Origin of the sequence: Pseudescherichia sp. L3 (genome assembly GCF_024656065.1) — a bacterium.
In the GTDB taxonomy this organism is placed as follows: domain Bacteria; phylum Pseudomonadota; class Gammaproteobacteria; order Enterobacterales; family Enterobacteriaceae; genus Pseudescherichia.
On record NZ_JANKYC010000001.1, the window covers coordinates 166,193 to 185,973 of the forward strand.

General features: G+C 55.9%; 19 protein-coding genes, 1 pseudogene and 1 other annotated feature. Of the genes and pseudogenes, 16 read left to right on the top strand and 4 right to left on the bottom strand.

Annotated elements, in window-relative coordinates; translation table 11 throughout:
* Window positions 1–10 precede the first annotated feature (10 nt).
* Window positions 11–1,216, bottom strand: a complete 1,206-nt coding sequence (locus NR795_RS00815; protein WP_144814325.1) for an efflux RND transporter periplasmic adaptor subunit — start codon at window positions 1,214–1,216, stop codon at window positions 11–13.
* A gap of 142 nt (window positions 1,217–1,358) precedes the next feature.
* Between NR795_RS00815 and acrR the strand changes: the two genes are divergently transcribed.
* Together acrR and mscK are read left to right on the top strand one after the other, a co-directional pair.
* Complete coding sequence (gene acrR / locus NR795_RS00820) at window positions 1,359–2,012, top strand: multidrug efflux transporter transcriptional repressor AcrR (protein ID WP_144814322.1); 654 nt, start codon at window positions 1,359–1,361, stop codon at window positions 2,010–2,012.
* 133 nt (window positions 2,013–2,145) lie between these two features.
* A complete protein-coding gene (mscK, locus tag NR795_RS00825; protein WP_144814320.1) occupies window positions 2,146–5,496 on the top strand; it encodes a mechanosensitive channel MscK in 3,351 nt (1,116 codons plus the stop codon).
* A 6-nt stretch (window positions 5,497–5,502) separates the two neighbouring features.
* Here the strand turns inward: mscK and rsmS are convergent, their stop codons facing one another.
* Together rsmS and priC are read right to left on the bottom strand one after the other, a co-directional pair.
* Window positions 5,503–5,661, bottom strand: a complete 159-nt coding sequence (gene rsmS, locus NR795_RS00830; protein ID WP_072015242.1) for a pleiotropic regulatory protein RsmS — start codon at window positions 5,659–5,661, stop codon at window positions 5,503–5,505.
* Window positions 5,662–5,679: 18 nt separating this feature from the next.
* On the bottom strand, window positions 5,680–6,207 hold the full coding sequence (gene priC / locus NR795_RS00835) for a primosomal replication protein N'' (protein ID WP_042391652.1): 528 nt from the start codon (window positions 6,205–6,207) through the stop codon (window positions 5,680–5,682).
* 66 nt (window positions 6,208–6,273) lie between these two features.
* On the opposite strand from priC, the gene NR795_RS00840 reads away from it, so the two are divergent.
* The 14 genes and pseudogenes from NR795_RS00840 to NR795_RS00905 all read left to right on the top strand — a co-directional run bounded on the left by NR795_RS00840 (window position 6,274) and on the right by NR795_RS00905 (window position 19,393).
* Entirely contained in the window at window positions 6,274–6,663 is a 390-nt protein-coding gene (locus NR795_RS00840) for a DUF454 family protein (protein ID WP_144814317.1), read from the top strand.
* A gap of 150 nt (window positions 6,664–6,813) precedes the next feature.
* Window positions 6,814–7,365 (top strand): adenine phosphoribosyltransferase, encoded by a 552-nt coding sequence (gene apt / locus NR795_RS00845; protein WP_103821514.1) that lies wholly within the window; start codon window positions 6,814–6,816, stop codon window positions 7,363–7,365.
* 94 nt (window positions 7,366–7,459) lie between these two features.
* Window positions 7,460–9,388 (top strand): DNA polymerase III subunit gamma/tau, encoded by a 1,929-nt coding sequence (dnaX, locus tag NR795_RS00850; RefSeq protein WP_257756747.1) that lies wholly within the window; start codon window positions 7,460–7,462, stop codon window positions 9,386–9,388.
* Window positions 8,721–8,785, top strand: a sequence feature (DnaX frameshifting element). It overlaps the preceding gene by 65 nt.
* 53 nt (window positions 9,389–9,441) lie before the next feature.
* Entirely contained in the window at window positions 9,442–9,774 is a 333-nt protein-coding gene (locus NR795_RS00855; protein ID WP_042391656.1) for a YbaB/EbfC family nucleoid-associated protein, read from the top strand.
* Window positions 9,775–9,977: 203 nt separating this feature from the next.
* Window positions 9,978–10,139, top strand: a pseudogene (locus tag NR795_RS00860) (transcriptional regulator); the annotation flags it as partial.
* Window positions 10,140–10,220: 81 nt separating this feature from the next.
* A complete protein-coding gene (gene recR / locus NR795_RS00865) occupies window positions 10,221–10,829 on the top strand; it encodes a recombination mediator RecR (RefSeq protein ID WP_144814305.1) in 609 nt (202 codons plus the stop codon).
* A gap of 97 nt (window positions 10,830–10,926) precedes the next feature.
* Window positions 10,927–12,801, top strand: coding sequence for a molecular chaperone HtpG (gene htpG, locus NR795_RS00870; protein WP_144814302.1), 1,875 nt, complete (start codon window positions 10,927–10,929; stop codon window positions 12,799–12,801).
* A gap of 200 nt (window positions 12,802–13,001) precedes the next feature.
* Entirely contained in the window at window positions 13,002–13,646 is a 645-nt protein-coding gene (gene adk / locus NR795_RS00875) for an adenylate kinase (RefSeq protein WP_144814299.1), read from the top strand.
* A gap of 190 nt (window positions 13,647–13,836) precedes the next feature.
* Window positions 13,837–14,799 carry a ferrochelatase gene (gene hemH, locus NR795_RS00880; protein WP_144814297.1) on the top strand — a complete coding sequence of 321 codons (963 nt, stop codon included), beginning with the start codon at window positions 13,837–13,839 and terminating at the stop codon, window positions 14,797–14,799.
* 64 nt (window positions 14,800–14,863) lie between these two features.
* On the top strand, window positions 14,864–16,168 hold the full coding sequence (locus NR795_RS00885) for an inosine/guanosine kinase (RefSeq protein ID WP_144814295.1): 1,305 nt from the start codon (window positions 14,864–14,866) through the stop codon (window positions 16,166–16,168).
* Window positions 16,169–16,554: 386 nt separating this feature from the next.
* The gene (gene mdtJ, locus NR795_RS00890; protein WP_257756748.1) at window positions 16,555–16,905 is read left to right on the top strand and encodes a multidrug/spermidine efflux SMR transporter subunit MdtJ; all 351 of its coding nucleotides are present in this window, start codon (window positions 16,555–16,557) and stop codon (window positions 16,903–16,905) included.
* The gene (gene mdtI / locus NR795_RS00895; protein ID WP_144814290.1) at window positions 16,892–17,221 is read left to right on the top strand and encodes a multidrug/spermidine efflux SMR transporter subunit MdtI; all 330 of its coding nucleotides are present in this window, start codon (window positions 16,892–16,894) and stop codon (window positions 17,219–17,221) included. The genes mdtJ and mdtI overlap by 14 nt, the downstream gene beginning before the upstream one ends.
* Window positions 17,222–17,350: 129 nt before the next feature.
* Window positions 17,351–18,334: a DUF1852 domain-containing protein gene (locus NR795_RS00900; protein WP_257756749.1), complete on the top strand. Its 984-nt coding sequence runs from the start codon at window positions 17,351–17,353 to the stop codon at window positions 18,332–18,334.
* A gap of 27 nt (window positions 18,335–18,361) precedes the next feature.
* Window positions 18,362–19,393 carry a methionine synthase gene (locus NR795_RS00905; RefSeq protein ID WP_257756750.1) on the top strand — a complete coding sequence of 344 codons (1,032 nt, stop codon included), beginning with the start codon at window positions 18,362–18,364 and terminating at the stop codon, window positions 19,391–19,393.
* A gap of 102 nt (window positions 19,394–19,495) precedes the next feature.
* Here the strand turns inward: NR795_RS00905 and NR795_RS00910 are convergent, their stop codons facing one another.
* Window positions 19,496–19,777 carry a biofilm development regulator YmgB/AriR family protein gene (locus NR795_RS00910; protein WP_186370517.1) on the bottom strand — a complete coding sequence of 94 codons (282 nt, stop codon included), beginning with the start codon at window positions 19,775–19,777 and terminating at the stop codon, window positions 19,496–19,498.
* Window positions 19,778–19,781 lie beyond the last annotated feature (4 nt).

The following is a 19,781-nucleotide window of genomic DNA, read 5'->3' on the forward strand; positions in this document are numbered from 1 at the left end:
CCTGTTTAAGTTAAGACTTCGTTTGTTCTGACTGGGCGCCAGCTGCAGCTTGCTCTTTCTTGTCAGAAGCCTGATCGGTATTTACTTCCTGCACTTTTACCTGCGCGCCCGGCCGAACTTTCTGTAGGCCGGTGACGATCACGCGATCGCCATCTTTCAGACCGCCGGTGACCAGCCACTTATCGCCAATCGCTTGGGAGGTCTGTACCTGACGGGTTTCAACCTTATCGCCTTCGCCCACGACCATCGCAGATGCTTCCCCGCGCGGTGTACGGGTAATACCCTGCTGTGGAACCAACAGCGCGTTCGGGTTCAGACCCTCTTCCAGTCGGGCGCGGACGAACATGCCCGGCAGCAGGGTCTGATTCGGGTTAGGGACGATAGCGCGCAGGGTGATCGAACCAGTGGTTTCATCCACGGTCACGTCAGAGAACTCCAGGGTACCGGCCTGCGGGTAGGTAGAACCATCGTTAGTGAGCAGCTCTACTTTAGCCTTGCCGTTCTCCTGCTTCAGGGTGCCTTTTTCCAGCTCCTGTTTGAGGCGCAGATAGTCGTTGCTGGACTGGGTCACATCAACGTAGATCGGATCGAGCTGCTGAACGGTCGCCAGGGCGTTAGCCTGCCCGGTCTGCACCAGCGCGCCTTCGGTGACGGACGATTTACCAATGCGGCCACTGATAGGGGAGGTCACCTTGGTATAGGCGAGGTTAATACGTGCGGTCTCCACGGCGGCTTTCGCGGCCACGACCGAAGCGTTGGCCTGCTGCGCTTCCGCCTGGGCGTTATCGAAATCCTGCTGGCTGATGTACTTGGTGCCAATCAGGCTCTGATAGCGCTTCAGGGTAACCTGCGCAATGTTCGCGGCGGCCTGAGCGCGGGCTAAATCGCCTTTTGCACTCTCATAAGAGGCCTGGTAAGGAGCTGGATCGATTTGATAGAGCGAGACACCCGCTTCAACGTCGCTGCCCTCGGTGAAGTTACGTTTCAAAATGATGCCGCTAACCTGAGGTCTGACTTCCGCCACGCGATAAGCGCTGGTGCGGCCTGGCAGTTCAGTGGTCATCTGCAGAGGTGCGGATTTGAGTGTCACAATGCCAACTTCTGGCGCTTGCTGTGCTCCTTGTTGAGCCGGTTTATCATCACATCCTGTTAGCGCTAAGCTGCCCGAAAGCATCAGAACGGCCGCCAGAGGGGTAAATCCTCTGTTTTTGTTCATAGGTAAACCTCGAGTGTCCGATTTCAAATTGATCAGTGGATCAAATGCCCACAAACCCATTGCTGCGTTTATATTATCGTCATGCTATGGTACATACATTCATAAATGTATGTAAATCTGACTCCCATAAAATCACCAACATATGGCACGAAAAACCAAACAACAGGCTCTGGAGACGCGTCAGCATATTTTAGATGTCGCCATGCGGCTGTTTTCAACGCACGGCGTCTCCAAGACGTCTCTGGCAGACATTGCGCAGGCTGCGGGTGTCACGCGTGGCGCAATCTATTGGCACTTCAAAAATAAATCAGATTTATTTGGTGAAATTTGGGAACTGTCAGAGTCCAGTATCGGCGATCTAGAGCTTGAGTATCAGGCAAAATTCCCTGACGATCCACTCTCAGTTTTACGCGAAATACTGGTCTATGTCCTTGAAGCAACCGTTGTCGAAGAGCGCCGCCGGTTAATGATGGAGATCATTTTCCATAAGTGTGAGTTTGTCGGCGAAATGGCCATAGTGCAACAGGCACAGCGTAATTTATGCCTCGAAAGTTACGATCGTATTGAACAGACTCTCAGCCACTGTATTAAAGCGAAAATGCTGCCCGCTAATTTGCTCACCCGTCGCGCAGCCATTTTGATGCGCAGCTACATCTCTGGCATTATGGAAAACTGGCTCTTCTCACCGCAAACGTTTGATCTTAAAAAGGAGGCGCGTGACTACGTCGCTATCCTGCTGGAGATGTTCCAGCTCTGTCCCACCATGCGGGCAACGCCAGGTCTGCTCAACGCCTGATTTTCCTTCATAACGCCAGGAAATATCCTGGAGGGTATGCGCATTGCTATGTTGTCCCAGACGGGCGTGATATTCTCTGCGCGTGGTCAGTCCCGGCCCGCTTTCCCGTTAAGAAACCATTCATCTAAAAATTATGCTGCACTCCATACGCTCGCAAAATCCGCTCTCCGCTTTTGCCATGGTGCTGGTGCTTATCGTAAGCCTGTTTACGACGGCTTCGTATGCCCGCGCCAGTACCGACCTGCCTAATCGTGCAGAGGTGCAAAGCCAGCTTGATGCGCTGAATAAGCAAAAAGACCCTACGCCGCAGGACAAGCTCGTCATTGACGATCTGACGCAAACCCTGGATACCCTCGACAAGATCGAGCGGGTCAAGCAGGAGACCACTCAGCTTCGCCAGAAGGTGGCCCAGGCACCGGATAAGATGCGCGAGGCGACGGACGGGCTTAATGCGCTCAGCGATAAAGACAACGATGAGGAAACGCGCAAAACCCTGGCCACGCTCTCACTGCGTCAGCTGGAGTCGCGAGTCTCGCAGCTGCTGGACAATCTCCAGGCCGCGCAGAACGATTTGGCGACCTACAACAGTCAGCTGGTGGCCCTGCAAACCCAGCCGGAGCGGGTGCAGAATGCCATGTACACGGCCTCACAGCAGCTACAGCAGATCCGTAACCGCCTGAACGGTACCGGGGCAGGTGAGGGCGCGCTGCGGCCGACCCAACAGACGCTGCTGCTGGCCCAGCAGGCGCTGCTGAATGCCGAGATCGACCAGCAGCGAAAAAGCCTTGAGGGCAACACGACTCTGCAGGATACCCTGCAAAAGCAGCGTGACTACGTGACGGCCAACAGCAACCGTCTGGAGCATCAGCTTCAGCTCCTGCAGGAAGCGGTCAACAGTAAGCGCCTGACGCTGACGGAAAAAACCGCCCAGGAGGCCGTCACGCCGGACGAAACCGCGCGTATTCAGGCCAATCCGCTGGTGAAACAGGAGCTGGAGCTTAACCACCAGCTCAGTGAGCGGCTGATCAACGCCACGGAAAACGGCAATGCGCTGGTTCAGCAGAATATCAAAGTTAAAAACTGGCTCGATCGCGCTCTGCAGTCCGAGCGCAATATCAAAGAGCAGATCTCGGTGCTGAAGGGGAGCCTGCTGCTGTCGCGCATTCTCTACCAGCAGCAGCAGACGCTGCCCTCCGCCGACGAGCTGGCGGATATGACCAACCGCATCGCCGACCTGCGCCTTGAGCAGTTTGAGATTAACCAGCAGCGTGATGCTCTGTTCCAGAGCGACGCCTTCGTCAGCAAGCTGGAGGAGGGGCACACCAGCGAGGTAAACGATGAGGTGCACGATGCGCTGCTGCAGGTCGTTGATATGCGCCGTGAGCTGCTCGACCAGCTCAATAAGCAGCTCGGCAACCAGCTGATGATGGCCATCAACCTGCAGGTTAACCAGCAGCAGCTGATGAGCGTTTCAACGAGCTTACAAGAGGTGCTGACCCAGCAGATCTTCTGGGTGAACAGCAACAAACCGATGGACTGGGAGTGGATTAAAGCCTTCCCGCAGGCGGTTAAAGAGCAGTTCCGCACCATGAAGATCACCGTGAACTGGGAGAAAGCCTGGCCTGCGGTAGCCATTGCGTTTTTAGCCGGGCTGCCGCTGCTGCTGATCGCGGGCCTGATCCGCTGGCGTCTGGGCTGGCTGAAGCAGTACCAGGCGCGCCTGGCGGACGAGGTGGGCCAGCTGCGTAACGACAGCCAGGGGCACACGCCGAAGGCGATCCTCATCGACCTGATCCGCGCCCTGCCGGTCTGTCTGCTGATCCTGGCGGCAGGTCTGATCCTGCTTACCATGCAGCTTAATATTAGCGAGCTGCTATGGGCCTTCAGTAAAAAGCTGGCGCTCTTCTGGCTGGTATTCGGCGTGTGCTGGAAGGTGTTGGAGAAAAACGGCGTCGCGGTCACCCACTTCTCTATGCCTGCGGAGCTGACCAGCCACTGGCGTCGCCAGATTGTCCGCGTCAGTCTGGCGCTGCTGCCGCTGCACTTCTGGTCGGTGGTCTCCGAGCTGTCGCCGCTGCATCTGATGGACGACGTCACCGGGCAGATTGTGATCTTCCTGAACCTGCTGGTCATAAGCATCCTGGTGTGGCCGATGTGCCGCGACAGCTGGCGCGATAAAGAGTCCCATGCCCTGCGCCTGCTGACCGTGACGGTACTCTCTATTGTGCCGGTGGCGCTGATGGTGCTGACGGCGACCGGCTACTTCTACACCACGCTGCGCCTCTCCGGCCGCTGGATTGAAACCGTCTATCTGGTGATTATCTGGAACCTGCTCTACCAGACGGTGCTGCGCGGGCTTAGCGTGGCGGCGCGACGCATCGCCTACCGCCGTGCGCTGGCGCGTCGGCAGAATCTGGTGAAAGAGGGGGCCGAGGGCGCGGAGCCGCAGGAGGAGCCGACCATCGCCCTGGAGCAGGTTAACCAGCAGACGCTGCGTATTACCATGCTGGTGATGGTGGCGCTGTTTGGCGTCGTCTTCTGGGCAATATGGTCCGATCTGATCACCGTGTTTGCCTACCTCGACAGCATTACGCTCTGGCACTACAACGGCATGGAGGCGGGTGCCAGCGTGGTGAAAAGCGTCACCATGGGCAGCCTGCTGTTTGCGCTCATCGCGGCGATGGTGGCCTGGGCGCTGATCCGCAACCTGCCAGGGCTGCTGGAGGTGCTGGTGCTCTCGCGCCTGAAGATGCGCCAGGGGGCCTCCTATGCCATCACCACTATCCTTAACTACGTGATTATCGCAGCCGGTGCGATGACGGTATTTGGCTCGCTGGGCGTATCATGGGATAAACTCCAGTGGCTGGCGGCGGCGCTATCGGTTGGTCTTGGTTTTGGCTTGCAGGAGATATTCGGTAACTTCGTCGCCGGTATTATTATCCTGTTTGAGCGTCCGGTGCGCATCGGTGATACGGTGACCATCGGGACCTTCTCCGGGACGGTGAACAAGATCCGTATCCGTGCCACCACTATTACCGACTTTGACCGCAAAGAGGTGATCATTCCGAACAAAGCCTTTGTGACCGAGCGCCTGATCAACTGGTCGCTCTCCGATACCATTACCCGCGTGGTGGTGCGTCTTGGGGTAGCCTACGGCTCCGATCTTGATAAGGTGAAAGGGGTACTGCTGAAGGCGGCGATGGATCACCCGAAGGTAATGCACGATCCGGAGCCGGCGGTCTTCTTCACGACCTTTGGCCCGAGCACGCTGGATCACGAGCTGCGTCTCTACGTGCGTGAGCTGCGGGATCGCAGCTATACGGTAGATGAACTGAACCGCACCATCGATCGGCTATGCCGCGAGAACGGCATCAACATTGCGTTTAATCAGCTGGAAGTGCACCTGCGCAATGCGAAAGGTGAAGAGCTGACCGAGGTAAAACGCGATCTGAGTGACGACAATGGCGCGCCTTCTATCGCCTGATCGGTTTTAAGAGCGCGTATCCTGCAGCGGGACTTTTTTCTCAAAGTCCCGCTTTACTATCTCCAGCGCTTTCAGCACGGTTTCCGGCGCAATGGCGTGCTCTTCCAGCAGCATAATCAGATCTACTGCCAGCTTGACCTCTTCCGGCGCATTTTCCAGCGACATATTCACTCCTGTTATTCCCTAGCGTGTTAACCGGGCCAGTACGTTCTCAATCCGCGCCAGCGCGCTGCGACAGCGTGCCAGCCGACCTTCCAGCGCCACGACGTCGCGCTGTAGCGTTTGCTGCTCTTCAAAACCGGTGGCTCTGGCGAGCAGCAGCTCGCGCGCCCGTTTCATCTCCTGCAGGCGGCGCTCGTACTGCTGATGCTGTAGCCGCTTGCGCTGCCATTTGGTCACCCCCGGCGAGGCGCTGTCCCACTCCCGGAGCGACCAGGTGGCCGTTTCCCGGGTAAGGGCGGCGAGCTGTGACGAGAGATGTTCCGCCAGCCAGGCCACCTGCGGCAGCTGTCCGGCATCCACCGCGTGGCGCAGCGCGGCGAGATTATGGTCAACCTCGTCCAGACAGGCACGCATTAACGTGCTGCGCGTTTGAAACAGATGGCGATCAAAGCGTGCGCTGACGGTAGCGTGATGTGCCAGCGGTGCAGCCCGCTCACGCAGGGAAGCGAGCTGTTTTTCCAGTGAATCTAAAAGCAAAGCCGTTTTCAACAATCTCTCCCCTGTATTCATCAGGGCTATGCTACATTAGCCAAAAAGCCCGATAACGATCCTATTATGCAACGTACTCTGTTAATTATCATCGGCTGGCTGGCGGTTGCGCTCGGCACGCTCGGGGTGGTGCTGCCGGTGTTGCCCACCACGCCCTTTATTCTGTTAGCCGCCTGGTGCTTCGCCCGATCCTCTCCCCGTTTTCACGCCTGGCTGCTCTATCGCTCCTGGTTTGGTAGCTATCTTCGCCACTGGCAGCAGTACCGTGCGATGCCCCCCGGCGCAAAACCCCGGGCCATCGCGATTATCCTCCTGACGTTCGCAATTTCACTCTGGCTGGTTAAGCTGCTGTGGGTCCGTTTTCTGCTGCTGGCGATCCTTGCCTGCCTGCTGATATTTATGTGGCGCATCCCGGTGGTTGCAAAGGGCATTGATGAAAAGCAACAAAAGCAGTAAAGCGCACTCAAGCTTATTGCATTTGTCCCGTTCTGCCAGTACATTCGACCGTTTTCGAGCACGGGCACCTTTGGTTAAATGTTAAACAATAGTTACATTAACCGCCAAAGCGTGCAGTGAGTATGACCGTTTCTAGCAGGCAAAAAATCCATGACAGCAACTGCGCAGCAGCTTGAGTATTTAAAAGACAGCATTAAAAGCATTCAGGACTATCCGAAACCGGGGATCCTGTTCCGGGATGTCACCAGTTTGCTGGAAGATCCGAAAGCGTATGCTCTCAGCATTGAACTGCTGGTCGCGCGTTTCAAAGACGCAGGCATTACCAAAGTCGTCGGTACCGAAGCCCGTGGCTTCCTGTTTGGCGCGCCGGTCGCCCTGGCGCTGGGCGTCGGCTTTGTGCCGGTGCGTAAGCCGCGCAAGCTGCCGCGTGAAACCATCGCCGAGAGCTATGAGCTGGAGTACGGCACCGACCAGTTAGAGATCCACGTTGATGCCATCAAGCCGGGCGATAAAGTGCTGGTAGTTGACGATCTGCTGGCGACCGGCGGCACCATTGAAGCCACCGTTAAGCTGATCCGCCGCCTGGGCGGAGAGGTGACCGACGCGGCCTTTATTATCAATCTGTTTGATATCGGTGGCGAAGAGCGTCTGGCGAAGCAGGGCATCACCTGTTACAGCCTGGTGCCGTTCCCCGGCCACTGATTGCCATCCGTCAGTACACAGTCTCGCTGTTAGGGCGAGGCTGTGATAGCATTGCCCCTCGTATATCCACCTTCCAGCGTTCCAGAGCCTGCCCATGAGTTATCAGGTCTTAGCCCGTAAGTGGCGACCACAAACTTTTGCTGACGTCGTCGGTCAGGAGCATGTGCTGACTGCACTGGCGAACGGCTTATCGTTAGGACGCATTCATCATGCGTATCTCTTTTCCGGCACCCGCGGCGTCGGAAAGACCTCTATTGCCCGTTTGCTGGCGAAGGGGCTGAACTGCGAGACCGGCATCACCGCAACGCCCTGCGGCGTGTGCGACAACTGTCGCGAAATCGAGCAGGGGCGCTTTGTCGATCTGATTGAGATCGATGCCGCCTCGCGTACCAAAGTTGAAGATACCCGCGATCTGCTGGATAACGTCCAGTACGCGCCAGCCCGTGGCCGCTTCAAAGTCTACCTGATAGACGAAGTGCATATGCTGTCGCGCCACAGCTTTAACGCCCTGCTGAAGACCCTTGAAGAGCCGCCGGCGCACGTCAAGTTCCTGCTGGCAACCACCGATCCGCAGAAGCTGCCGGTGACGATCCTCTCCCGCTGCCTGCAGTTTCATCTTAAGGCGCTGGACGTGGAGCAGATCCGCCAGCAGCTTGAGCACATTCTCGACGAAGAGAAGATCCACCACGAACCGCGCGCCCTGCAGCTGCTGGCCCGCGCGGCTGACGGCAGCCTGCGTGACGCCCTCAGCCTGACCGATCAGGCGATTGCCAGCGGCGACGGTCAGCTTACTGCCCAGGCGGTGAGCCAGATGCTCGGCACGCTGGATGACGACCAGGCGCTATCGCTGATTGAGGCGCTGGTAGAGGCCAACGGCGAACGGGTGATGGCGCTGGTTAACGAAGCTGCCGCTCGCGGCGTGGAGTGGGAGGCGCTGCTGGTTGAGATGCAGACCCTGCTGCACCGTATCGCGATGGTACAGCTCTCGCCCTCCGCGCTCGGCAGCGATATGGCGGCTATCGAGCAGCGCCTGCGCGAGCTGGCGCGCACCGTGCCGCCGGGCGACGTCCAGCTCTACTACCAGACGATGCTGATTGGTCGCAAAGAGCTGCCGTTTGCCCCGGACAGGCGGATGGGCATTGAGATGACCCTGCTGCGTGCGCTGGCGTTCCATCCGCGTATGCCGCTGCCGGAGCCGAGCGTGCCGGCCCAGGATTTCTCCCCCGTGGCACCCACGGCGGTGCTAACGCCGGATCAGGTGCTGCCATCGCCGCCCCCTGCTGCGCCGCGTAGCGATGCGCCGCTGTCGGACACCACCAGCCAGGTGCTGGCCGCCCGCAGTCAGCTGCAGCGTGCTCAGGGAGCGACCAAAGCAAAAAAGAGTGAACCGGCAGCGGCAACCCGCACGCGGCCGGTGAATAACGCTGCGCTTGAGCGGCTGGCATCGGTCACCGAGCGCATTCAGACGCGCCCGGCCGCCGCCGCCCAGGAGCAAGCGCCGGTAAAAAAAGAGGCTTACCGCTGGAAGACCACCCTGGTTACCGAAGAGGTGAAAGAGGTGGTCGCCACGCCGAAGGCGCTGAAGAAAGCCCTTGAGCATGAGCGGACGCCGGAGCTGGCGCAAAAGCTCGCCGAAGAGGCCATCGCCCGCGATCCGTGGGCGGCAGAGGTCAGTCGGCTCAGCCTGCCTAAACTGGTTGAACAGGTGGCGCTTAACGCATGGAAAGAGCAGGAGGGGAGCCGTATCTGCCTGCACCTGCGCACTACCCAGCGGCACCTTAACTCCCCCGGTACGCTAAAAGTTTTAGGTGAGGCACTTAACGCCCTGTACGGTTCAGCGGTTGAAGTGTCTATCATTGAAGATGATAATCCCGCGATGCGCACTCCGTTGGAGTGGCGTCAGGCGATTTACGAAGAGATGCTTGCGCAGGCGCGCGAGTCGATTATTGCGGATAGCAACATCCAGACTCTGCAACGGTTTTTCGATGCGGATCTGGATGAAGAGAGCATTCGTCCTATTTGATCGTAAGTTTGACTTACGATTGTCATTTTTAACGTGAATGAAGAGAGAAGCCTATGTTTGGTGGTAAAGGCGGTCTGGGTAACCTGATGAAACAGGCCCAGCAGATGCAAGAAAAGATGCAGCAGATGCAGGAAGAGATTGCGAAGCTGGAAGTCACCGGTGAATCCGGCGCGGGTCTGGTGAAGGTCACCATCAACGGCGCGCACAACTGCCGTCGCGTGGAGATCGACCCAAGCCTGCTGGAAGATGACAAAGATATGCTGGAAGATCTCGTTGCAGCGGCCTTCAACGATGCGGCGCGCCGTATCGAAGAGACTCAGAAAGAGAAGATGGCAGGTGTCTCCTCCGGTATGCAGCTGCCGCCGGGCTTTAAGATGCCGTTCTAATGGCTTTGCGCTGTTAGCCATTATCAGCGCTACGCGATCTTAAAAAGATCCTGTCAGAAAGGCAGATCTTGAGAGTGAGCGTAGCGCATTATAAGTCAATCAAAATTAGCTCGTTTTAACTACTTTCATCAACTCTACCCATTCCCCTGCGTTATCTTTATAAACAGCCTGATAAATATGATGCGATCGACGCGGTAAGCATTATGCAAATTAAATTAATCGAAACCGAGCAGGATTATGAGGCAGCTTTAAGTGTTGTTGCCCCGATGTTTGATCAGGAACCTTCCATAAACACACCTGAAGGCGATTTTTTTGAGACTATATGTCTGCTCATAGAAGAGTATGAAAAAAAGCATTATCCTTTAAACATCTAATTCATGTCTTTGAATTATCTTAATTTAAGTGGTTGATATGTTTAATTTTAAATTTTGTAAGGGGCCGTTCTAATGCAGACCAGTCCGCTGCTGACGCAGCTTATGGAAGCCCTGCGCTGCCTGCCGGGCGTGGGCCCGAAATCGGCGCAGCGCATGGCCTTTACGCTTCTGCAGCGCGATCGCAGCGGCGGGATGCGTCTTGCCCAGGCCCTGACGCGGGCGATGTCGGAAATTGGCCACTGCGCCGACTGCCGTACCTTCACCGAGCAGGAGGTGTGTAACATCTGCTCGAACCCGCGTCGCCAGGAGAACGGCCAGATCTGCGTGGTAGAGAGTCCCGCGGACATCTACGCCATTGAGCAGACCGGGCAGTTCTCTGGCCGCTACTTTGTGCTGATGGGCCACCTGTCGCCGCTCGACGGCATCGGGCCGAACGATATCGGCCTCGATCGGCTGGAGCAGCGCCTGGAGCGTGAAAAGCTGAAAGAGGTGATCCTCGCCACCAACCCCACGGTGGAAGGGGAGGCGACTGCTAACTACATCGCCGAGCTGTGCGGACAGTATGGCGTTGATGCCAGCCGCATCGCCCACGGTGTGCCGGTTGGCGGCGAGCTGGAGATGGTTGACGGTACTACGCTCTCCCACTCGCTGGCGGGACGCCATAAGATCCGCATTTCGTAAAAAAAACGGGGGCATTTTTCTGCCCCCGCTTGAAATCCTGTTGTCCTGGCCCCATTTTCTCCTCAACACCAAATGGCATTGTTGAGGTATTTTTTCGATGAAAGGACAAGAAACACGCGGCTTCCAGTCAGAAGTAAAACAGCTTCTGCATCTGATGATCCATTCTCTCTACTCCAACAAAGAGATCTTCCTGCGTGAGCTTATCTCTAACGCCTCGGACGCGGCAGACAAGCTGCGTTTCCGTGCGTTGTCAAAACCCGAGCTGTACGAGGGTGACGGTGAGCTACGCGTACGCGTCTCTTTTGATAAAGAGAAGCGTACCCTGACCATTGCCGACAACGGTATTGGTATGAACCGCGACGAAGTGATTGACCATCTGGGTACCATTGCTAAATCCGGCACCAAAGCATTTCTCCAGTCGATGGGCTCCGACCAGGCAAAAGATAGCCAGCTGATCGGCCAGTTCGGCGTGGGCTTCTATTCGGCGTTTATCGTTGCTGATAAAGTCACCGTGCGCACCCGTGCGGCGGGCGACAGCGCAGAGAACGGCGTGTTCTGGGAATCCGCAGGCGAGGGCGACTACACCGTTGCCGATATCACCAAAGAGGATCGCGGGACTGAGATCACCCTGCACCTGCGCGAAGGCGAAGATGACTTCCTCAACGACTGGCGCGTGCGCTCGATCATCAGCAAATACTCCGACCATATCGCGCTGCCGGTAGAGATTGAGAAGCACGACGAGCAGGATGGCGAAACCGTCATCAGCTGGGAGAAGATCAACAAGGCCCAGGCGCTCTGGACGCGCAGCAAGTCCGAAATCAGCGACGACGAATACAAAGAGTTCTACAAGCATATTGCCCACGACTTCACCGATCCGCTGGCCTGGAGCCACAATCGCGTAGAGGGCAAGCAGGAGTACACCAGCCTGCTCTATATCCCGGCTCAGGCACCGTGGGATATGTGGAACCGCGATCACAAGCATGGCCTGAAGCTCTACGTACAGCGCGTCTTCATCATGGACGAGGCTGAGCAGTTCATGCCGAACTACCTGCGCTTTGTGCGCGGCCTGATTGACTCCAACGATCTGCCGCTCAACGTGTCGCGTGAAATTCTGCAGGACAGCTCCGTCACCCGCAACCTGCGTAGCGCCCTGACCAAACGTGCGCTGCAGATGCTTGAGAAGCTGGCAAAAGATGATGCCGAGAAATACCAGGGCTTCTGGAAACAGTTCGGTCTGGTCTTGAAAGAGGGCCCGGCGGAAGATAGCGCGAACCAGGAGGCGATTGCCAAACTGCTGCGCTTCGCCTCTACCCATACCGACTCTGCCGAGCAGACGGTGGCGCTGGCGGACTACGTCTCCCGCATGAAAGAGGGTCAGGAGAAGATCTACTACATCACCGCCGACAGCTACGCCGCTGCGAAGAGCAGCCCGCACCTTGAGCTGCTGCGTAAGAAAGGCATCGAAGTGCTGCTGCTCTCCGATCGCATCGACGAGTGGATGATGAGCTACCTTACCGAGTTCGACGGCAACTCCTTCCAGTCGGTGGCGAAAGCCGATGAGTCGCTGGATAAGCTGAACGACGAGGTAGATGAGAGCGCGAAAGAGGCCGAGAAAGCCCTGGAGCCGTTCGTTGAGCGCGTGAAGACCCTGTTGGGCGACCGCGTGAAAGAGGTGCGCTTTACCCACCGTCTCACCGATACGCCGGCGATTGTCACGACCGACAACGACGAGATGAGCACCCAGATGGCGAAGCTGTTTGCCGCTGCGGGCCAGGCCGTGCCGGAAGTGAAGTACATCTTCGAACTTAACCCGGACCACGTGCTGGTGAAGCGCACCGCCGATATCCAGGACGAAGCCCAGTTCAAAGCATGGATTGAACTGCTGCTGGATCAGGCCCTGTTTGCCGAACGCGGCACGCTGGAAGATCCGAACCAGTTTATCCGCCGCATGAACCAGCTGCTGGTTTCTTAATCGCTCTACACACCGTTCCCTCTTGCCCCCGGTAAGGGGGAACGATTCAGCTGCTCAACTTCCCGCCGAACCCGCCTGCATAAGCCTCGCTTCCTTGTGGTGATACTGACTTTAGTGGTATGGTTTTCGCTTCAAACAACGTTGTATACCTGTCATCAATTATCTGGGTATAAAAATTCAAAACGTAGAGGAATTACGCAATGCGTATCATTTTGCTCGGCGCTCCGGGCGCAGGTAAAGGCACTCAGGCTCAGTTCATCATGGAGAAATACGGTATTCCGCAGATCTCCACCGGTGACATGCTTCGCGCCGCGGTTAAATCCGGCAGCGAGCTGGGCAAACAGGCTAAAGACATCATGGATGCTGGCAAGCTGGTGACTGACGAGCTGGTTATCGCGCTGGTAAAAGAGCGTATCGCCCAGGAAGATTGCCGTAACGGCTTCCTGCTGGACGGTTTCCCGCGCACTATTCCTCAGGCTGACGCAATGAAGGAAGCCGGTATCAACGTTGATTACGTGCTGGAGTTCGATGTGCCGGACGATCTGATCGTCGATCGTATCGTAGGCCGTCGCGTTCACGCTGCCTCTGGCCGCGTCTACCACATTAAATACAATCCGCCGAAGGTGGAAGGTAAAGATGACGTGACCGGCGAAGAGCTGAGCACCCGTAAAGACGATCAGGAAGAGACCGTGCGTAAGCGCCTGGTGGAGTATCATCAGCTGACCGCGCCGCTGATCGGCTACTACCAGAAAGAGGCCGAAGCGGGCCACACCCAATACGCGAAGGTAGATGGCACCCAGGCTGTCAGCGCCGTTCGCGCCGAGCTGGAAACCATTCTCGGTTAAAGACTCTCGGTTAATGCGCTTCTCCCCGGTGCCTTCGCCGGGGATGTTCTTTTCCCATTACCCCCATTTTCCCCCAAGCTTTTCCCTTTCGCAGCAATGGGTTTCGTTTACGCCCGTTTCAGTTACAATTCTCACAGGTACTATTCTCACAAGTAATATTTTCTCAAGCTTAAATGAATATGAGGCGCGAATGAGTTACGCGAAAACCGGCATTCTGCTGGCGAATCTGGGCACACCCGATGCTCCCACCCCCGCAGCGGTCAAACGCTATCTCCGCCAGTTTTTAAGCGATCGACGCGTAGTGGATACGCCGCGCCTGCTGTGGTGGCCGCTGCTGCGCGGCGTGATCCTGCCGATTCGTTCTCCGCGCGTGGCGAAGCTCTATCAATCCGTGTGGATGGAGGAGGGCTCGCCGCTGATGGTCTACAGCCGTCGCCAGCAGCGGGCGCTGGCTGCCCGGCTGGATGACGTGCCGGTGGCGCTGGGGATGAGCTACGGCTCGCCTTCGCTGGAGAGCGCGGTAGATGAGCTGATCTCTCAGGACGTAGAGCACATTGTGGTTCTGCCGCTCTATCCGCAGTACTCCTGCTCAACCGTGGCCGCCGTCTGGGATGAGCTTGGGCGGATCCTGCAACGTAAGCGCAGCATTCCCGGTATCTCATTGATCCGTGACTATGCCGATAACCGGTCATACATTGACGCGCTGGCTAATAGCGTGCGCGCCTCGTTTGCCCGCCACGGCGAGCCGGATCTGCTCCTGCTCTCCTATCACGGCATTCCCCAGCGCTATGCGGAAGAGGGTGACGTCTATCCCCAGCGCTGCCGCGATACCACCCGCGAGCTGGTTTCGGCCCTCGGTGTGCCGCCGGAGAAGGTGATGATGACTTTCCAGTCGCGCTTTGGCCGCGAGCCGTGGCTGACCCCCTATACCGACGAGACGCTGAAGATGCTGGGTGAGAAAGGGGTGAAGCATATTCAGGTCATCTGTCCGGGCTTCTCCTCCGACTGTCTGGAGACGCTGGAGGAGATTGCGGTGCAGAACCGGGAATTTTTCCTCGAAGCCGGCGGCGAGAAATATGAATACATTCCTGCGCTTAATGATTCCGCCGATCATATTGACATGATGCTGGACCTGACAGCCCCCTACCGCTAATCGCGCCCGGTGCCGGGAGTGTGCTACCATTCCCGGCCCAATTGGTTATTCATAATTAACGCGAATGAAATTTCCCGGTAAACGCAAATCCAAGCACTATTTTCCTGTTAACGCCCGCGATCCGCTTCTACAACAGAGCCAACCGGAGAGCGATGCCAATGCCTCATGGGTGGTCGGTATCGATCAGACGCTGGTGGATATTGAAGCCAAAGTGGACGATGCGTTTATCCAGCGCTATGCCCTCAGCGTCGGTCACTCGCTGATCATCAGCGATGAGGCTGCCGATGCGCTCTACAAAGAGCTGATCCGCGACAATCTCATTACCCACCAGTTTGCCGGTGGTACTATCGGCAACACCATGCACAACTACTCCGTACTGGCAGATGACCGCTCGGTGCTGCTGGGCGTGATGTGCAGCAACGTCGAAATCGGCGGCTACGCCTATCGCTACCTCTGTAACACCTCCAGCCGTACCGACCTTAACTATCTGCAGGGCGTTGACGGGCCGATTGGCCGCTGCTTTACGCTGGTCGGCGAGGCGGGGGAGCGCACCTTTGCTATCAGCCCTGGCTATATGAACCAGCTGCGTCCGGAGAGCATCCCCGAGTCGGTGATTGCAGGCGCCTCCGCGCTGGTGCTCTCCTCCTATCTGGTGCGCGGCAAGCCAGGCGAGCCGATGCGTGAGGCGACCATGAAGGCGGTAGAGTACGCCAAAAAGCACAACGTGCCGGTGGTGTTAACCCTCGGCACCAAATATGTGATTGCCGATAACCCCGAGTGGTGGCGCGACTTCCTCAAGGAAAACGTCTCGATCCTGGCGATGAACGAGGAGGAGGCCGAGGCGCTGACCGGGCTGAGCGATCCGCTGCTGGCCTGCGATAAGGCGCTGGACTGGGTTGACCTGGTGCTCTGCACCGCCGGTCCAGTGGGGCTGTACATGGCAGGCTTTACCGAGGAGTCGGCGAAGCGTAAAACCCAGCATCCGCTGCTGCCGGGGGCCATCGCCGAGTTTAACCAGTACGAGTTTAGCCGGGCAATGCGTCACCAGGACTGTGAACAGCCGCTGCGTATCTTCTCCCACATTGCGCCATACATGGGCGGGCCGGAGAAGATCATGAACACCAACGGTGCCGGCGATGGTGCACTGGCCGCGCTGCTGCACGATATCACTGCCAATAATTTCCACCGCAGCAACGTGCCTAACTCCAGCAAGCATAACTACACCTGGCTGACCTACTCATCGCTGGCGCAGGTGTGTAAATACGCTAACCGAGTTAGTTACCAGGTCCTGAACCAGCACTCGCCGCGCCTGACGCGGGGCCTGCCGGAGCGGGAAGATAGCCTGGAAGAGGCCTACTGGGAGCGTTAATCGCGAGCCCGCCGCTGGCGGGCTTGAATTTCTCTGTTAAACACACAAACCTTATTTACAGCCAACGTAAAGAAATGAAAAAAACCCGATAAATAAAGTGGGCTTATGCCAAAATAAGGCCGTGTTTAACTACCGAGGACAATTTTTAATCCACACTGAGGAAAAGCAACAACGTGGATAAGTTGTAAAATTATGAACAAGATGTTCGCACTCACAATGATCGTTTGCTCCTGTCTTCATCTCTCATCCCACTGTTCGATCTGCGACCAGCACTGGCGCTCTGCGCTATAGTTCCGTTCTCTCCTTTTACTCATCATTTAATTTTACTCTGCTAACGCGCCTATTTTTGCGTGGCGGATACCTGTTTCTCATTAAGGAGAGAAATTATGCGCTACTGGATTTTATTAGCTCTGGCTATCGCGGCTGAAATAACCGGCACGCTGTCAATGAAATGGGCCAGCGTCAACGATGACAAGGCGGGATTTATTTTCATGCTGGTGATGATCGCACTGTCGTATATCTTCCTGTCGTTTGCCGTAAAACGCATTGCCCTCGGCGTCGCCTATGCCATCTGGGAAGGGCTGGGTATTTTATTCATTACGCTGTTTAGCGTAATGCTGTTCGATGAAACCTTATCGGCAATGAAAATCGTAGGCTTACTGACCCTGGTGACGGGCGTGGCGCTGATCAAATCCGGCACCCTGTCCCGTAAGGAGCAGCAGCATGACTACGTTTAATGTTGTGCATATTGCCTGGCTGGCGCTGGCGATTGGTCTTGAGATCGTTGCCAACATCGCCCTCAAATATTCCAACGGCTTTCGTCGACCCCTCCACGGCGTGCTATCCCTTGTCGCCGTGCTGGCAGCGTTTAGTGCCCTGTCGCAGGCGGTAAAAGGGATCGATCTCTCAGTCGCTTATGCGCTTTGGGGCAGTTTTGGCCTGGTCGCTACCGTGGCAGCAGGCTGGGTGCTGTTTGGTCAGCGGCTGAACCGAATTGGCTGGCTGGGTGTGGCACTGTTAACCACGGGCGTGGTACTCATCAAGCTTGCCTGATAAAAATGCGCAGGCTGGCATCGCGATCGTGAAAGTTCTTCATGTTGAATGAAATTAAATCACTTTTACTCACGCAGTGACTCAGGCATAAAGTGATCATGTTATTAACAATAGATCATACAGATTACGATGAATAATTCGATTACATTTAACGTGAAGAGCCTCCGCTTCGACGAGAATTATAATCCCTCGGAGAGCACGCGGATCACCACAAATTTTGCTAATTTAGCCAGAGGCGAGAAGCGGCAGGATAATTTACGCAATGCCTTAACGATGATCGATAATCGGTTCAACGCGCTGGCGCATTGGGACAACCCTAAAAGCGATCGCTACGCCGTTGAGCTGGACATCATCTCCGTCGAAATGAATATTGCGGTTGAAGGCAAGCACACTGCTTTTCCTGTCATTGAGGTGTTGAAAACCAACATTGTTGACCGTAAAACGGATGCGCGCATTGAGGGGATCGTCGGCAATAATTTCTCATCTTATGTTCGCGACTATGATTTTAGTGTCCTGCTGTCCGAGCATAACAAAAACGGCGCGGGATTTAGCACGCCGGATAATTTTGGCGATCTCCACGGCAATATATTTAAGCGGTTTGTTGAGTCAGATTGCTATAAAGAGGCGTTTACGAAAGCTCCGGTTATCTGCTTAAGCGTATCGAGTAAAAACGTCTATCAACGCACAGGCAATCAGCACCCCGTACTGGGCATCGAATATCAGCAGGACAGCGCCTCCCTGACCGATCGCTATTTTGCCAAGATGGGGCTGCAGGTGCGCTTTTTTATGCCGCAGGGTAGCGTTGCGCCATTGGCGTTCTATTTTGCCGGCGATCTGCTGCGTGACTATAGCGACCTGGAGCTTATCAGCACCATCAGCACTATGGAGACATTCCAGAAAATTTACCGCCCGGAGATCTATAACGCTAACTCAGCGGCAGGAAATATCTATCAGCCCAGCCTGAACTACCGGGACTATTCGCTTACGCAAATTGTTTACGATCGAGAAGAACGCAGCCGGTTAGCTATTGAGCAGGGAAGGTTTACCGAAGCGCACTTTATTAAACCTTACCAGACAATCCTTGAGCAATGGTCAACGCATTCCGTTCTTTGATTAACAATAAATATAAGGTCACCTGCTATGAAAAAATTATTACCCACCTCTACTGCGGGCAGCTTGCCTAAACCAGCCTGGCTCGCACAACCTGAGACCCTGTGGTCGCCCTGGAAATTAGAGGGTGACGAGCTAATTGAGGGCAAGCAGGATGCGCTCCGGTTGGGGCTACAGGAGCAAGAGCTGGCGGGTATTGATATCGTCAGCGACGGCGAGCAAACCCGACAGCACTTTGTCACGACGTTTATTGAGCACCTTAGCGGCGTTGATTTTGAGAAACGTGAGATCGTTAAAATCCGCAATCGCTATGATGCCAGCGTACCGTCCGTGGTGGGCGAGGTAAGTCGCCAAAAGCCGGTGTTCGTAGAAGATGCCAAATTTTTACGTCAGCAGACCGATCGGCCGATCAAATGGGCGTTACCGGGGCCGATGACGATGATCGATACCCTCTATGATGGCCACTATAAAAGCCGTGAAAAATTGGCCTGGGAATTTGCCAAAATTCTCAATCAGGAGGCCAAAGAGCTTGAGGCTGCCGGGGTGGATATTATCCAGTTTGATGAGCCCGCGTTTAACGTCTTTTTTGACGAGGTCAATGACTGGGGCATTGCTGCACTAGAGAGGGCCATTGAAGGGCTGCAGTGCGAAACCGCCGTGCATATCTGCTATGGCTATGGCATCAAAGCCAATACCGACTGGAAAAAGACGCTGGGCTCCGAGTGGCGTCAATATGAAGAGATCTTCCCCAAGCTGCAAAAATCTAACATCGATATTGTATCCCTGGAGTGCCAAAACTCTCACGTGCCTATGGAGCTCATTGAGCTTATTCGCGGCAAAAAAGTGATGGTTGGGGCGATTGATGTGGCAACCAATACCGTTGAGACACCCGAAGAGGTTGCTGATACGCTGCGCAAAGCACTTCAGTTCGTCGACGCCGATAAGCTCTATCCTTGCACCAACTGCGGCATGACGCCGTTATCTCGTCGCGTAGCAAGAGGCAAGCTCAATGCGTTAAGCGCAGGCGCAGAGATTGTGCGTAGAGAACTGCTGGCGAAATAAGGTAGTTAAAACACGCGCGAGGAAGACATAGCTAATCCTGCGATTAGCTATTCCTGAACAATGTAGAGCTGGTCAACGGAGGGCGGGTTAGAGCAGTCATGGCTAGCATAGCGCTTTGTTCGTTACCAACATCAACGCCTCGCGTAAAATGGCCTGCTGTACCTGCCCAGATGACAGCCTCATTCTGACAATCAGCATCAGCTGGATCTCTTTGAATGTCAGACTCTTACCCGCCTTAAGCAATTCAGTGGATATCGATCCGATAGCTTCTTCCGGGCTGGCATACTGGGGTTGCAAAACAATTGCTGAGCTGCTGTGAGCCGCTTCGACAAATATTTGGCAAGTGGTAGTACCCTCGACGTTATCAGAGGTTATTTTGTTCATGATG

Excerpts from the sequence above, each read along its gene's own strand:
- NR795_RS00815 (WP_144814325.1), bottom strand. The coding sequence starts at position 1,216 with ATGAACAAAAACAGAGGATTTACCCCTCTGGCGGCCGTTCTGATGCTT.
- mdtI (WP_144814290.1), top strand. The coding sequence starts at position 16,892 with ATGACTACGTTTAATGTTGTGCATATTGCCTGGCTGGCGCTGGCGATT.
- NR795_RS00905 (WP_257756750.1), top strand. The coding sequence starts at position 18,362 with ATGAAAAAATTATTACCCACCTCTACTGCGGGCAGCTTGCCTAAACCA.
- NR795_RS00910 (WP_186370517.1), bottom strand. The coding sequence starts at position 19,777 with ATGAACAAAATAACCTCTGATAACGTCGAGGGTACTACCACTTGCCAA.
- NR795_RS00885 (WP_144814295.1), top strand. The coding sequence starts at position 14,864 with ATGAAATTTCCCGGTAAACGCAAATCCAAGCACTATTTTCCTGTTAAC.
- mscK (WP_144814320.1), top strand. The coding sequence starts at position 2,146 with ATGCTGCACTCCATACGCTCGCAAAATCCGCTCTCCGCTTTTGCCATG.
- apt (WP_103821514.1), top strand. The coding sequence starts at position 6,814 with ATGACAGCAACTGCGCAGCAGCTTGAGTATTTAAAAGACAGCATTAAA.
- mdtJ (WP_257756748.1), top strand. The coding sequence starts at position 16,555 with ATGCGCTACTGGATTTTATTAGCTCTGGCTATCGCGGCTGAAATAACC.
- NR795_RS00840 (WP_144814317.1), top strand. The coding sequence starts at position 6,274 with ATGCAACGTACTCTGTTAATTATCATCGGCTGGCTGGCGGTTGCGCTC.
- acrR (WP_144814322.1), top strand. The coding sequence starts at position 1,359 with ATGGCACGAAAAACCAAACAACAGGCTCTGGAGACGCGTCAGCATATT.
- recR (WP_144814305.1), top strand. The coding sequence starts at position 10,221 with ATGCAGACCAGTCCGCTGCTGACGCAGCTTATGGAAGCCCTGCGCTGC.
- hemH (WP_144814297.1), top strand. The coding sequence starts at position 13,837 with ATGAGTTACGCGAAAACCGGCATTCTGCTGGCGAATCTGGGCACACCC.
- adk (WP_144814299.1), top strand. The coding sequence starts at position 13,002 with ATGCGTATCATTTTGCTCGGCGCTCCGGGCGCAGGTAAAGGCACTCAG.
- htpG (WP_144814302.1), top strand. The coding sequence starts at position 10,927 with ATGAAAGGACAAGAAACACGCGGCTTCCAGTCAGAAGTAAAACAGCTT.
- rsmS (WP_072015242.1), bottom strand. The coding sequence starts at position 5,661 with ATGTCGCTGGAAAATGCGCCGGAAGAGGTCAAGCTGGCAGTAGATCTG.
- NR795_RS00855 (WP_042391656.1), top strand. The coding sequence starts at position 9,442 with ATGTTTGGTGGTAAAGGCGGTCTGGGTAACCTGATGAAACAGGCCCAG.
- dnaX (WP_257756747.1), top strand. The coding sequence starts at position 7,460 with ATGAGTTATCAGGTCTTAGCCCGTAAGTGGCGACCACAAACTTTTGCT.
- NR795_RS00900 (WP_257756749.1), top strand. The coding sequence starts at position 17,351 with ATGAATAATTCGATTACATTTAACGTGAAGAGCCTCCGCTTCGACGAG.